We start from the raw sequence: 13,325 nt of genomic DNA, 5'->3' as shown, positions 1-13,325 counted from the left end.
TTCGTGTGTTCCGCGAGATGAGGTGTGCACCCCCGAACGGGGTGTGAGTCGCATGTGGACGGTTCTGCCCGGCGTCACCGCGCCGGCGGGCTGTCCTGGGGCGATCCGCAGCGGGTCGAGGATTCGCGCACCAGGAGCTCACCGGCGACGACGATGTCCTCCCGGTGCTGGGCCGTTTCCCCGGATTCGATCGTGCGGAGGAGCTTGGCGACGGCCAGCCGCGCCATGTGCGAGATCGGCTGGGCGCAGGTGGTCAGCCGGGGGACGGTGAAGCGGCCCGAGCTGATGCCGTCGAACCCGCCGACCAGCAGGTCGTCGGGGACGCGGATGCCCGATTCCGCTGCGGCGCGCATGGCTCCGATGGCCATCAGGTCGTTCGCCGCGAAGACGCCGTCGAACGGCTCGCCGCGTCCGAGGAGCTCGTACATCGCGCGATAGCCGGCTTCTTCGGTGAAGTCCCCGGGCACTTCCAGCGCCGGATCGCGCTCGATGCCCGCGTCTTCGAGCGCGAGGCGGTAGCCGGTGCGCCGGGGCTGGCTGGCCAGCACCTCCGCCGGACCCGCGATGTGGGCGATCCTGCGCGCTCCCTGGTCGGCGAGGTGCCGCGTGACCTCGCGAGCGCCCCGCTCGTTGTCGATCTGCACCACCGGGCAGGAGAGATCTGCCGGGGCCCGGTCGAAGCACACGATGGGGATGCTCAGGTCGTTGAGGCGCGAAGCCCGGGATTCGCCGTGCGCGGCGACGAACACGATCCCGTCGACGATGCGCCCGCCCGCGAGCCTGAGCGCCTCGCCCTCGGGATCCGCGTCTCCCGAAACCAGCATGGAGTAGCCGGCTTCCTTGCCCACCTCGGCGGTCTGCGCGATGAGTTCGAAGAAGAAGGAGTTGGTGAAGCCGGACAGGACGAGGCCGATGGTCATGGTCCGCCTGCGCCGCAGGCCCTGGGCGAGCCGGTTGGGCTCGTAGCCCAGCGCCCGGATGGCTTCCCGGACCCGGCGCGCCGTCTCGGGCGCGACGCGGTCAGCGCCGGTGATCACCCGTGAAACCGTCGCCGCCGACACGCCGGCCTCCGCGGCCACTTGGCCGATGTTCGCCCCGCTCGGCGACCTGCGCCCCATCGAGCTCCCTATGAAAACGTTTACATGGTCCGGATGAACCATGTCCGCACTGCATTCGGTGTGCGGTCACCCTAGTCATCAATTCGGGTGATGTACAGAGATTCGGGCGCCGGTGCGCCCCCGACCTGGCCGATCGCGGGCGCGACCAGCACCGGGACCGGGGAGTTCTCGGCGATCGAGTCGGACAGGCGTTCTCGTGCGCTGGGACGAGGACTCCTCGCCGTGGTTCGGCGATGCTGGGGCGGTGAACGTGCTGCGACTGCTCATGGTGGACGATCACGTGATGCTCGCCGAGGCGCTCGGCGCCAAGCTGGCCGAGCGCAGCGAGCTGTGGGTCGTGGGGCATTGCGCCACCAGCGATCCGCGACTGTCCGATGTGGTCCGCCAGGCCAAACCCGATGTGCTGACGCTGGACGTGGAACCGGCGGGCTCCGCGGCCGGGCGCCTGGTGACCCAGGTGCAGCGGATCCGGCCCGGCACGGCGATCGTGGTGCTGACCGGCACCCGCGAGCCTGACCAGGCCGTCGCGGCCGCCCGCGCGGGCGCCGCCGCCTGGGTGCCCAAGGAGCGGAGCCTCGACGAGCTCACCGAGGTGCTGCTGGGTGTGTGCCGCGGGCGCAGCTGGTATCCGCCGGACCTGCTCGGGCCCGTGCTGCGCGAGCTGCGGGAGGACGCCGTGCGCGCCGGGCAGCGCGACGGCCCGCTGGACGTGCTCAGCGACCGGGAGCGGGACGTGCTGACCGGCATGGTCAACGGCAAGCGCGGCGCGCAGATCGCCGCCGAACTGCTGATCTCCGCCGAGACCGTGCGCACGCACACCCGAAGCATCCTGGCCAAGCTCCAGGTGCACAGCCAGCTCGAAGCGGTCAGCGTCGCCCGCGCGGCGGGACTGCGCGCCGACGAACCGGATCCCGCCAGGTGAGCCTGCGGGTCGCCACCGTCATCACCCGGCTGGAGGGCGGCGCCGGAACGATGGCGCTGCGCGGGGCGGAGGCGCTGGACCCGGACGAGTTCCAGGTGACGGTGATCGCCGGTTCCGGCCGCCTGCTGCCCACCGCCGGGGTGCCGACGCTCGTCGAGTCCGCGCTGCGCGCGCCCATCGCCCCGGCCCACGACCTGCGCGCCCTGCAGCGGTTGACCGCGCTGCTGCGGGATTTCGACGTGGTGCACACGCACTGCTCCAAAGCGGGCGCGGTGGGCCGGATCGCGGCTCGGCGGGCCGGCGTCGGCAGGGTGGTGCACACCTTCCACGGCTTCGGGTTCCACCGCTTCCAGCCGGTCTACCGGCGCCGCGCCTACATCGAGGTCGAACGGGGCCTCGGCCGCATCACCGATCTCGGCCTGTGCGTCGGAACGGGCGTCGCCGTGGAGGCGTTGCAGCGCGGCCTGCTGCGGCCGGACCGCATCCGCACGATCGGCGTGGCCGTCGACCACTCCGCACCGCCCCGCACGGCAGCGAGCAGGCAGCACGCTCGCCGGTCGCTCGGCTTGGCTGCGGGTGACGTCGTGGTCGGCGCGGTCGGCAGGCTGACCTACCAGAAGGCACCGGAGCACTTCGTCGCGGCGCTGGCCGCACTGCGCCGCCCGGGCGTGGTGGGCGTGTGGATCGGCGATGGCGAGGAAGCCGCACGAGTCCGGGCGCAGGCCGCGGCAGCGGGTGTCCGCGTGGTGCTCACCGGCGAGCGCGACGACGTGGTGCGCCTGCTGCCCGCATTCGACGTGTTCGCCCTGCCCAGCCGTTACGAGGGCCTGCCGCTGGCGATCGTCGAAGCGATGGTCTGCGGAGTTCCGGTGGTGGCCACCGCCGTCAACGCCGTCGGCGACGTCGTGACGCCCGGCGAGACCGGGCTCCTCGTGCCGCCGCACCGGCCCGACCTGCTGGCCGACGCCGTGGCCCACCTGCTCGACCACCCCGATCGGGCCGCCCGCCTGGCGGCGACCGCGCGCGCCCGGGTGGACGGGCGTCACGAGATCGGGGCGTTGGCAAGCGCCCTCGCCGAGGCGTATCGAGCGGAGTGACGCAACGTAGCGACGGGCGAGGCGGACCACACCGGCCACAGCCTGGAAGGCCGATGTCCTTCCGCACGTGGAGTAGTCGCACTCCCCGTTCTGCAGCAGCTGCAACACCGCGCTTGCAGTAGCCGATGTGCCGGGTAGCACAGACTGCTGGGGGAGAGGAGTCGCTGTGCAGACGATCACGGGAACGGTCCGGGAACTTCCCGGGCCGCGCAGTTCGCGAGGTGGCGCGGAGTTGCGCAGCCTGCTGCACGACCTCGGGCACGGGCTGGCGACGCTGTCCTACCTCGCGGACGGCTTGCGCGCCGAGCCGGGGCTGCCCGGCGACGCGCTGCACCGGCTGCGGCTGATGGAACTGGAACTGGACCGGCTGCAGCAGCTGGTCGACCTGCGCGAACCTCGCGAGGAGGCATTCGCGCTGCGCGAGCTGCTCACCCAGCTCGTCGCGGTCACCGCGCTGCGCGGCCCGGCCGAGGTGGTGCTGGTGGAGGGCCCGGAGCTCACCATCCGCACCGATCAGACGCTGCTGTGGCGGATGGTGTCCAACCTGCTGGACAACGCGGTGCGAGCGGCGGGGCGCGGCGGCCGGGTGGCGGTGGCGGTGCGCGAGGTGCTGGGGGAGGTGCGCGTCGAGATCACCGACGACGGGCCGGGTTTTGGCAACGGGCCGCGCGGCTCGGCCTCGCTCGGGCTGGGCATCGTGCTGGCGCTGGCGCGGCGCTGCGGCGCCGAACTGCGCGTCGACCCGGCAGCCGGCGGCGGGACCTGCGCGCGGCTGGTGTTCCCGGCACACCTGGAGAGGTGAGCGGGATGGCGAACCTGGTGCTCGGCGACGACCACGTGATCTTCATCGACGCCCTGGTGGCGACCCTGCCGCGGCACGGCCACCGCATCGTGGGCACCGCGGACAACGTCGGAGCGGTGGTCGCCGCGGTCCGCGCCCAGCGGCCCGACGTGTGCCTGCTGGACCGGTTCTTCGCCGACGGCGACGGCCTGGACGTGATCGGCGAGCTGCTCAGCGCGGGCGGCCGCACCCGCGTCCTGGTGCTCACCGCCGACGGCGACGTGCAGGGCATGCGCGCCGCGCTGGGCAAGGGCGCGGCCGGTTACGTGAACAAGATGTGCGGGCTTTCGGTGCTGGCCGGGGCGATCCGCGGCGTGCTGGACGGCGAGGTGGTCGTCGAACTGGCGGCTTCCCGCACACCGCGGCTGGCCGGCACGACCGACGCCCGCCGGCTGGCCTCGCACCTGACCGCCCGGGAGCGGCAGTGCCTGCGGATGCTGGTCGACGGCGCGCACACGGCGGCGATGGCCAAGCAACTGGGGGTGGCGCCGACCACCGTGCGCACGCACGTGCAGTCGGTGCTGACCAAGCTCGGTGTGCACTCCCGGCTCGAAGCGGCGTCGTTCGCGATGCGCCACGGGTTGCTCGACGACGAGCGGATGCTCGTCGCGGGCTGAGAGCTGGGGGTCCGCGAGTCCCTCCGGGTCGGCTGCCCGGTGGGACTCGCGGCCGTTCGGGGTGGTGGACACCACTCGACTCAAATTCGCATCTGAGATGCGGAATATATTAGCGTGCGGATGTGCAGCTCACGGCGTTCACCGACCTCGCACTCCGCATCGTGATGCGGCTGGCCGTGCTCGACCAGGACGACCGGTCGACCACCCGCGCGCTCGCCGGGCAACTCCACGTCCGCCCCGCCCACGCCGCGAAGGTCGTGACCGCGCTGCAGAAGCTGGGGCTCGTCGAGACGCAGCGCGGTCGCACGGGCGGCCTCCGCCTGGCCGCGGGCGCGCAGGAGATCTCGGTCGGGTTCGTCGTCCGCGAGCTGGAAGGCGCGGGGGAGGTCGTGGAGTGCGACGGCACCGACCCGTGCCCGCTGCGCGGCGGTTGCCGGCTCAGATCGGCGCTGCGTCGAGCCCAGGAGGCGTTCTTCGCCGCGCTCGACCCGCTGACCATCGCGGACGTCACCGCCGCTCCCACCCGGCGCCTGCTGCTCTCGCTCACCACCGGCCCGCCGGACTGACCGGCGCCGCAACCGAGAAAGCTCCCACCCACGAAGGCGATCGCATGCTCTCCTCCGCATCGACCGACGTCGTCCGCGCCACCCTGCCCGTGATCGGCGCGGCCATCGACGACATCACCCCGGTGTTCTACCGGCGCCTGTTCGCCGCTCACCCCGAGCTGGAGCGCGACCTGTTCAACCGCGGCAACCAGGCCCAGGGCGACCAGCAGCGCGCACTGGCGGCGGCGATCGCGGGCTACGCCACGCTCCTGGTCGCCGAGCACGGGCCGGACCCGCGGTCGGTGCTCGCCCGGATCGCGCACAAGCACGCCTCGCTGGGCATCACCGCGGACCAGTACCCGATCGTCCACGAGCACCTCTTCGCCGCGATCGCCGAAGTTCTCGGCGAGGCGGTCGTGACACCGGAGGTCGCGGCCGCGTGGGACGAGGTCTACTGGCACATGGCGCAGTCGCTGATCGAGATCGAGCGGGACCTCTGCACCGGAGCCGGGCTGGCGCCGGGCGAGGTGTGGCGCACCCTCTCGGTCCGGCGACGGGTGCAGGAAGCGCCCGACACCGTGAGCTTCGTGCTGGAAACTCCCGACGGCGCGGCATTACCGCCCGCCCGGCCCGGCCAGTACGTCTCCGTCGCGGTCGGGCTGCCCGACGGCGCCCGCCAGATCCGGCAGTACAGCGTCACGCACGTGCCCGACGAGAAGTCCGTGGGAATCTCGGTGAAGGCGGTCCCGGCCGTCCGCTCCGGCGACGCGCTCGTCCCCGCGGGCGAGGTCTCGAACTTCTTGCACGACAACGTCTTCGAGGGCGACGAGCTCCAAGTCTCCGCACCGTTCGGCGAACTCGTGCTCACCGACGGCGAAGTTCCGCTGGTCCTGGTCTCCGCCGGAATCGGCATCACCCCGGTCATCTGCTACCTGCACCACCTCCGCCGCACCTCGCCGCACCGGGAAGTGCTCGTGCTGCACGCAGATCGCTCACCGGCCCGCCACGCCCACCGCGCCGAGCTGAAGGCGCTCGTCGCCGAGCTCCCGGCCGCAACCCTGCACCGGTGGTACGAAGACCTCGGCACCCGCCGCGCCGACACCCACCTGCGCCCCGGCCGCATCGACCTGGCCGACGTCGAAGTGCCCGCCGGCGCGGAGGCCTACCTCTGCGGCCCCGTGCCGTTCATGGCTCACGTGCGCCGCCAGCTGATCGACCGGGGCCTGGCCGCCGACCGAATCCACTTCGAGGTCTTCGGCCCCAGCCGCGCACTGGAGAGCGCGTGAGCGGCCCGGTGCCGACCGCGCTCGCCGTTGCGGGAGCGGCGAGCTGGTTGTGGCTGGGCATGGTGCTCGCGATCTCGTTCCTCGAAGCACCGCTGAAGTTCCGGGCGCCCGGCGTCGACCTGCGCACCGGACTCGCCATCGGCCGCCTGGTCTTCCGAGCCCTCAACGCCGCGGAGGTGGTGCCGGCGCTCGTCATCGCGCTGGCCCTGGTCACGGCCCAGCCGGACGGCACGTCCCTCGCAGCCGGTGCCGTGGCGATCGTGCTGCTGGCGCTCCAACTGATCGCCGTGCGCCCACTCCTGTCCCGACGCACGGCGGCGGTCCTGGCAGGCGAGGACGGACCGAGATCGAAAGCACACCTGTGGTACGTGGCACTCGAACTCCTCAAGGCCATCGCACTGCTGGTCCTCGGCATCGCAGCGCTGTTCTGACGAGCAACGCCGTGACCGGCTCGACCGCACCGCAGGCGACCGTGCCGGAACCCGATCACCAGGAACCGCGAAGTCCCGGCTCAGGGCCATGAATCGCGAGGTGTCGCTGTCGTGGTTCGCGCAGCGGCGGAACAGTTCCCGTGCTCGACGCCGTCTCAGGGGAGCGTGACGCAACCCAGCCACGGAAAACCCCGAAAACGCCAGTTCAACGTCCGAACGCGACCACCACTGCGAATCGCGGGGAGGCGGAACAGTAACGTTGGAACCAGACCTAACGGACGTTGGAGGTGGCGTGACCCGCGCACGGAGATTCGGAAGCCTGCTGGCGGCAGCGGCACTGGCGGTTTCGCTCGCCGGGTGCGCGGCGCCACCGCCTCCCGCGGCACCGCCGGTTCCTCCGGCGGAGCCCGCCGTCGAGGCCGAACCGGCGCTGTCCGAGCTGCCCATGCCGGTGATCCGCAAGGAGCAGGTGCACTCCGCGAGCCGCGGCACCGACACCGAGCTCTACCTCGCCTACCCGACCGGGCTGGAGTCCACCGAGAACCTGCCGGTGGTGCTGTACCTGCACGGCCGCGACGGGGTGAACCCGACGCCGATCCCGTACGACACGCTGGCCTCGCTCGAGCGGCTCTACCACGAGGGCAGGATCCCGGCGTTCGGGTTCGTGGTCGTCGACGGCGGCTACAACCCGTACTGGAACGACGGTTCGGCCAACGGCGACCTCGCCACCATGCTGAACGAGGAACTCCCGGTCTGGCTCTCCGAGCGCGGTTTCGGCGACGCGGAGGGCCTGCCCTTCGCCGCGGCGGGCATCTCCACCGGCGGTTTCGGCGCGCTGACCTACGCCGCGGACCGCAACCTGGCGGGCAAGCCCGTCGCCGCCGTGGGCGAGGTCGCCCCGGCGCTGCAGGTGAGCTGGGAAGGCATGCGGGAGAAGGAGGCCTTCGGCACCGAGGACGAGTGGCTCGCGGTCGATCCGCTGCACCGCCTCGACGACCTCGGTGATGTCCCGATCGGCGTGTGGACCGGCGACACCGACCCGTTCCTGGACGGCATCGAGCAGCTGATCGACCGGCACCGCAACACCCCGGTGGTCACCTACCTGCCGGGCGGCCACGAGGGCGCGGTGTTCGAAGCGGTGGGCACGGAGTTCGTGGAGTTCCTCGCCGGTTCCCTCCAGCACAACCAGCCCTGACACCTCCGGTGATCCGCAACTTCAATTGAAATTGGACATCCGATTTCAATTGAAGTTGCGTCCCGTCGGCGTGTCGGGGACCGACGCGCCGACGGGTGGCGGGTGTCCCGGCAATTTCAATGGAAATCAGACGTCTGATTTCCATTGAAATTGCCGTCGTTCCGGTCCGGCGGCGGATCCGCCCGGTGGGTCAGGCCGCTGCACCAGGCCCTGGTGGGTCAGGCCTGGTGGGTCAGGTCTGGTGGGTCAGGTCTGGTGTGCGAGGAGGTGCTGGAGGAGCAGGCGGGTGAAGGTGTCCGGGGCCTCTTCCGGGATCCAGTGCGAGACGTCCTCCAGCATCTCGAACCGGTAGGGCCCGGTGACGTGGTCGGCGGTGGCCAGCGCCGCCGTCGAGCCGACCGCCACGTCCTCGGTGCTCCACGCGAACAGCGTCGGCACCTCGACCGGTCCGATCTCGCGGCTGTTGTAGCGGGCCGCCCGGTACCAGTTCAGCGCCGCGGTGAGCGCACCCGGCTCGGTCAGCCGCTGCACGTAGTCGTCGACGTGGTGCTCCGGGACTCCCGGGTAGTAGATCCGCCGGAGCTTCTTGGCGTTGTCGGCCAGCAGGGCCTTCTCCGCGGTGGAGGAGCGGAACTCCTGGATGTACGCCGAGCGCGTGGCCTGGTCCTCGTCCTCCCGCAGCGCCGCGTTGAACGGGTCGGGGTGCGGGATCGACACCGCCGTCAGCGTGCGGATGCGCTCGGGGTGCGCGGCGGCGGTCGTCCAGGCCACCACGGCGCCCCAGTCGTGGCCGACCAGGTCGAAGCGGTCCCAGCCGAAGTGCTCGGCGATGGCCAGCACGTCGTCGACCAGCTCCGTCATCCGGTAGTCGGACACCTGCTGCGGGCGCACGCCGGGTGAGTAGCCGCGCTGGTCCGGGGCGACGGCGAAGCACTCGGCGCCGCCGAGCACCGCGAGCTGCTCGCTCCACTCCACCGCGGCCTCCGGGAAGCCGTGCAGCAGCAGGACCGGGCGGCCGTCCTGCGGACCGGCGGTCAGGGCGTCGAACTTCCCGGCTGGCGTGGGGATCTGGATGTAGTCGGCCACGGCGGTCACTGTACTGGCCGGGGCAGGGTGAGACGGGGAACACAGGGCCATCTCTTGAGAAGGTGAGGCTTGCCTAATTACTGTTTCGGCGTTTCACCGGTTGCCGCGGGGGTGCGTCGGCGGTGCGACGAATCATCGCCGACGGAGGGGAACCGATGATCCAGCGAAGGATCGCGCGCGCTGCCGGCGCGCTGCTGCCGGCCGGCCTGCTGGCCCTGACCGCCGCCTGCGGTGGTGCGGGGACGACGCCGACCAGCCCGCCCACCGACGCGGGAACGGGTTTCCCGCGCACCATCGACACCGCCAAGGGCCCGGTGACCATCCCGAAGAAGCCGCAGCGGGTGGTCGTCCTGGACACCGCCGAGCTGGACTCGGTGACGCTGCTGGGCATCGTGCCGGTCGGGGCGATCCCGCCGCACCTGGCCACCGGCGAGGGCTTCCCGTCCTACCTGGCCGGCAAGCTGCCCGGAACCACTCCGGTCGGGCCTTCGGCCTCGCCGAAGCTCGAGCTGATCGCCTCGCTCAAGCCGGACCTGATCCTGTCCAACCGGGTCCGCCACGACGCGCTCTACGACCAGCTGTCCCGGCTGGCTCCGACGGTGCTGACCGAGACGACCGGTTTCCCGTGGAAGGAGAACCTGCGCGTGCACGCCGCCGCGCTGGGCGAGGAGGCCGCGGCGGAGGCCGCGCTGCAGCAGTACGAGGCGCGTGCGAAGCGGATCGGCGTGGCCATCACCGCCGCGAACGGCGGTGCGGCGCCGACGGTCTCGGTCACCCGGTTCATGCCCGGCAAGATCCGGCTCTACCAGCGGGCCAGCTTCTCCGGCGTGATCCTGTCCGACGCGGGCCTGAACCGACCGCCGTCGCAGAACGCCGACGAGTTCGACAACGAGATCAGCCCGGAGCTGATCGACCAGGCCGACGCCGACGCCGTCTTCGTCACCACGGCGGTGTCGCCGGAGAAGACCCAGCAGAAGGCGGTCGAGGCGAGCGCGCTGTGGACGCGGATGAGCGCGGTCCGCGACGACCGGGTGTTCCCGGTGCCCGACGAGACCTGGATGTCGGGCATCGGCGTTCAGGCGGCCAACCTGGTGCTGACCGACCTGGCCGGTGCCTTCGGGGTGGACCCGGCCTGAGAACCGGTTCCCGGTCGCGCTGCGGGGCGGTGGCCGCCCCGCAGCCGCCCCGGGATCACCCGGCGATCCGGTATCCCCAGCTGCCGCGGTGGGTTTCGCCGGGTCGCAGCGTGATCAGGCCGTCGCCGGTGACGAACGCGTTGGGTGCGCAGGTCATCGGCTCCACGGTGATGCCCTGCCGGGCCGGGCGGTCCTCGCTCGGGCTGTCGTCGGTGTAGACCTGCAGGTAGTCGTGCGTGCCGTCGACCCAGAGCTCGGCGGTGGGGCCGTCCGGCCGGGCGAAGCGCACCACGGCGTCGCCGTCGGGGCGGCGGCGCAGATCGGTGAAGGCGGTGTCCATCTCGGTGGCGCCGATCGGCCGGGCTGAGCGGAAGTCGTACCGCGTGCCCTCGACGGAGGCCTTGCCGGTCGGGATCAGGTTGTCGTCGACCAGGTAGTGGGTGCTCGCGGGCAGCTCGAAGACGATGTCGTCGATGCGGTCGCCGCCCGCTGCCAGGTAGGTGTGGTTGGCGGTGCCGAACGGTGCGGCGGTGCGCCCGACGTTCTTCGCCGTCAGCGTGCTGCGCACGCCGTCGTCGTCCACCGCGAACTCGATCCGGAACGCCAGCTGGAACGGGTAGCCGTAGGTCGGCGGCAGCCGGTACTCCAGCTCCACCCGGTCGCCCCGGTGCGCCACGGGCTGCCACTCCACGAAGCTCATCAGGCCGTGCAGCGCGGCGTCGCGCTCCGGCTCGTTGACCGGCACCTGCAGTTCCCGGCCCTCGAAGGTGTAGCGGCCGCGGTCGATTCGGTTGGGCCACGGCAGGATCGTCTTACCCCGGTAGCCCTCGCCGACCTCGTCGGCGCCGTGCGTGAGCAGCATCTCCCGCCCGTCGAACCGCCAGGACAGCAGCGTCGCGGACACCCCGGCGACGACCGCGCGCTGCCGGCCGGAGCGGATCTCGTACAACCGGCCGTTCGCGGTCTGCTGATCGCCCGGCGGCCGAGCCGCCGGGGACCCGGCCAGAGCGACGGCGGTGGTCGCTCCGGCGGCGCTGACGAGCGCTGCCCGTCGGGTGAAACGTCGCATCGTGCTTCCTCCGGACTGGATGGTCGGTTTCGGCCGAAACCGACCAGTACCTGGGTGAGTCACGCATGTGCGGACCGGGCGGACCCGGTCGCGTGGTGCCACCGGGTCCACAGTGGTCTGCCGTGGTGCGGTGCGCCAGTCAGGGCGTGCCCGCGTCGATGGCCGCCAGGTTGTTCGCGCGGACCGCGGCCAGGTCCGGCTTGAGGATCCGGCGGTCGTAGGTGAGGAAGCCGTTGACCTCGTTCTCCACGTCGGTGGTCTGGGTGTAGATCGCCGCCGCGAGCCCGTTGGCCTCGATGATGCGCACCAGCTCGTCGGAGACCTCGCCGTAGCGGCGGGTCAGGGCCTCCCGGCTGTCGGTCATCTCGTAGGCGCCCGGCTCACCCGGCCACAGGTGGCCCTCCTCGATCAGCCCGAGCCCGCCGTACTCGCCGTCCACCACGGCGCGGCCGTCGCGCACCTCGGGACGCCCGGGCCCGACGTAGGTGTGGTCGTCGTAGATGTCGCCGGCACCGCTGTCGGGCAGCGAGTAGCAGCAGTTGACGCCGCTGCTGATGTCGATCAGGCGGGTCGGGTCGGAGCGCCGGGTCAGCTCGGCGATCTCGGCCGTCTCGAACTCGCCCCAGCCCTCGTTGAACGGCACCCAGGCCACGATCGAGGTGACGCTGCGCAGCTGGTCGATCATGGCGGTCAGCTCGGCGCGGAAGTTGGCGCGCGCCTGCTCGCCCGGCGGCGGGTTGCTGCCCGGCGGGTCGGCGAGGTCGATCGGCAGCGACGGCATGTCCTGCCACACCAGCAGGCCCAGCCGGTCGGTCCAGTAGTACCAGCGGGCCGGTTCGACCTTGACGTGCTTGCGGACCATGTTGAAGCCCAGCCGCTTGGTGGCCTCCAGGTCGTAGCGCAGCGCCTCGTCGGTCGGCGCGGTGTAGATGCCGTCCGGCCAGTAGCCCTGGTCCAGCGGTCCGTGCTGGAACAGGATCTCGCCGTTGAGCGCCAACCGCGGCCTGCCCTGCTCGTCGGGCCGCAGCTCGACGGTGCGCAGCCCGGCGTAGCTGCCCACCTCGTCGCCGGAGGCCAGCCGCACCCTGATGTCGTAGAGGTACGGGTCGTCGGGCGTCCACAGGTGCGGCTCGGCCACCGGCAGCCGCAGCGGGGTGCCCGCCTGGCCGGTGGCGCGGGAGACCTCCCGGCCGTCGCGGTCGACGACGACGGCCTCCACCTGGTGCCCGCCGCGGGCCGAGGTGTGCGCGGTGAGGTCGAAGCCGGTCAGGTCCGGCGTGATGTCGAGCTTGGCCACGTGCTCCTTCGGCACCGGCTCCAGCCACACCGTCTGCCAGATGCCCGAGGCGCCGGTGTAGAGGATCCCGCCGGGTTGGTTGCGCTGCTTGCCCACCGGGTACGGGTCGGCGTCGTTGCGGTCCGACACGGCCACCTCGACCTCCTGCTCGTCACCGGGGACGAGCGCGTCGGTGATGTCCGCGCTGAACGAGGTGTAGCCGCCCTCGTGCACGGCCACCGGGCGGCCGTTGACCGACACCTCTGCCTTCTGGTCCACCGCGCCGAAGTGCAGCAGCACGCGCTGCCCGGACCAGTCGGGCGGCAGCTGGAACGTGCGCCGGTACAGCATGTGGTCGTCGTGGCGCTGGACGCCCGAGAGCCCCGATTCCGGCGGGTAGGGCACCAGGATCTGCTCGCCGGTCTGCTCCGGCGGTGTGCTGCCGCCGCCGTAGGCCCACAGGCCGTTGAGGTTGAGCCAGCGCTCCCGGGTCAGCTGCGGGCGCGGGTACTCGGGCAGCGCGTTGTCCGGGCCGACCTCCTCGGTCCACGGCGTGGTCAGCGGTGGCGGCTTCGGCCGCCAGGGTTCAGCGGCGGCCACGGGAAGCCCGGAAGAAGCCGCGAACAGCGCGGTGAGCAGCAGGGCGCGCAGCAACAAGGTCGCCTCCAGATTCAGGGGACCCCGGGTGGGGGACCCGAGTCGCGCC

13 protein-coding genes are annotated in these 13,325 nt (G+C 72.0%); 9 read left to right on the top strand and 4 right to left on the bottom strand.

What is annotated here, in order from left to right:
* Positions 1–74 precede the first annotated feature (74 nt).
* On the bottom strand, positions 75–1,118 hold the full coding sequence (locus C4T78_RS01975) for a LacI family DNA-binding transcriptional regulator (RefSeq protein WP_177247427.1): 1,044 nt from the start codon (positions 1,116–1,118) through the stop codon (positions 75–77).
* Positions 1,119–1,314: 196 nt separating this feature from the next.
* On the opposite strand from C4T78_RS01975, the gene C4T78_RS01970 reads away from it, so the two are divergent.
* The 8 genes from C4T78_RS01970 (at position 1,315) to C4T78_RS01935 (ending at position 8,052) form a co-directional block, all read left to right on the top strand.
* Complete coding sequence (locus C4T78_RS01970; RefSeq protein ID WP_235863091.1) at positions 1,315–2,040, top strand: LuxR C-terminal-related transcriptional regulator; 726 nt, start codon at positions 1,315–1,317, stop codon at positions 2,038–2,040.
* Complete coding sequence (locus C4T78_RS01965; protein WP_235863092.1) at positions 2,037–3,137, top strand: glycosyltransferase; 1,101 nt, start codon at positions 2,037–2,039, stop codon at positions 3,135–3,137. Before C4T78_RS01970 ends, C4T78_RS01965 begins: the two co-directional genes overlap by 4 nt.
* A 166-nt stretch (positions 3,138–3,303) precedes the next feature.
* A complete protein-coding gene (locus tag C4T78_RS01960) occupies positions 3,304–3,939 on the top strand; it encodes a sensor histidine kinase (protein WP_143185750.1) in 636 nt (211 codons plus the stop codon).
* A gap of 5 nt (positions 3,940–3,944) precedes the next feature.
* Positions 3,945–4,595 carry a LuxR C-terminal-related transcriptional regulator gene (locus tag C4T78_RS01955; protein WP_093347911.1) on the top strand — a complete coding sequence of 217 codons (651 nt, stop codon included), beginning with the start codon at positions 3,945–3,947 and terminating at the stop codon, positions 4,593–4,595.
* 122 nt (positions 4,596–4,717) lie between these two features.
* Positions 4,718–5,161: an RrF2 family transcriptional regulator gene (locus C4T78_RS01950; protein ID WP_093347914.1), complete on the top strand. Its 444-nt coding sequence runs from the start codon at positions 4,718–4,720 to the stop codon at positions 5,159–5,161.
* A 44-nt stretch (positions 5,162–5,205) separates the two neighbouring features.
* Positions 5,206–6,426: a globin domain-containing protein gene (locus C4T78_RS01945; protein ID WP_093347917.1), complete on the top strand. Its 1,221-nt coding sequence runs from the start codon at positions 5,206–5,208 to the stop codon at positions 6,424–6,426.
* Between the two features lie 8 nt (positions 6,427–6,434).
* A complete protein-coding gene (locus tag C4T78_RS01940; protein WP_177247459.1) occupies positions 6,435–6,857 on the top strand; it encodes a hypothetical protein in 423 nt (140 codons plus the stop codon).
* Positions 6,858–7,149: 292 nt separating this feature from the next.
* Complete coding sequence (locus C4T78_RS01935) at positions 7,150–8,052, top strand: alpha/beta hydrolase (RefSeq protein ID WP_235863093.1); 903 nt, start codon at positions 7,150–7,152, stop codon at positions 8,050–8,052.
* Between the two features lie 246 nt (positions 8,053–8,298).
* On the opposite strand, the gene C4T78_RS01930 is transcribed toward C4T78_RS01935, so the two are convergent.
* A complete protein-coding gene (locus C4T78_RS01930; protein WP_093348619.1) occupies positions 8,299–9,138 on the bottom strand; it encodes an alpha/beta fold hydrolase in 840 nt (279 codons plus the stop codon).
* A gap of 155 nt (positions 9,139–9,293) precedes the next feature.
* Here C4T78_RS01930 and C4T78_RS01925 point away from each other — a divergent pair, with 155 nt between their 5' ends.
* Positions 9,294–10,274 (top strand): ABC transporter substrate-binding protein, encoded by a 981-nt coding sequence (locus C4T78_RS01925; protein WP_093347920.1) that lies wholly within the window; start codon positions 9,294–9,296, stop codon positions 10,272–10,274.
* Positions 10,275–10,329: 55 nt separating this feature from the next.
* On the opposite strand, the gene C4T78_RS01920 is transcribed toward C4T78_RS01925, so the two are convergent.
* Together C4T78_RS01920 and C4T78_RS01915 are read right to left on the bottom strand one after the other, a co-directional pair.
* Positions 10,330–11,343, bottom strand: coding sequence for an aldose 1-epimerase family protein (locus C4T78_RS01920; protein ID WP_093347922.1), 1,014 nt, complete (start codon positions 11,341–11,343; stop codon positions 10,330–10,332).
* A 139-nt stretch (positions 11,344–11,482) separates the two neighbouring features.
* Positions 11,483–13,276: a glycoside hydrolase family 2 protein gene (locus C4T78_RS01915; protein WP_093347925.1), complete on the bottom strand. Its 1,794-nt coding sequence runs from the start codon at positions 13,274–13,276 to the stop codon at positions 11,483–11,485.
* Positions 13,277–13,325: the final 49 nt, after the last annotated feature.

Source organism: Saccharopolyspora kobensis, assembly GCF_900108315.1.
Lineage (GTDB): Bacteria > Actinomycetota > Actinomycetes > Mycobacteriales > Pseudonocardiaceae > Saccharopolyspora > Saccharopolyspora kobensis.
Note: the sequence above shows the minus strand (reverse complement) of the source record. Positions and strands in the feature narration are given on the sequence as shown.

Bases quoted from the DNA above. Each gene is read 5' to 3' on its own strand.
- C4T78_RS01975 (WP_177247427.1), bottom strand. From the start codon at position 1,118: ATGGGGCGCAGGTCGCCGAGCGGGGCGAACATCGGCCAAGTGGCCGCG.
- C4T78_RS01955 (WP_093347911.1), top strand. From the start codon at position 3,945: ATGGCGAACCTGGTGCTCGGCGACGACCACGTGATCTTCATCGACGCC.
- C4T78_RS01945 (WP_093347917.1), top strand. From the start codon at position 5,206: ATGCTCTCCTCCGCATCGACCGACGTCGTCCGCGCCACCCTGCCCGTG.
- C4T78_RS01925 (WP_093347920.1), top strand. From the start codon at position 9,294: ATGATCCAGCGAAGGATCGCGCGCGCTGCCGGCGCGCTGCTGCCGGCC.
- C4T78_RS01920 (WP_093347922.1), bottom strand. From the start codon at position 11,343: ATGCGACGTTTCACCCGACGGGCAGCGCTCGTCAGCGCCGCCGGAGCG.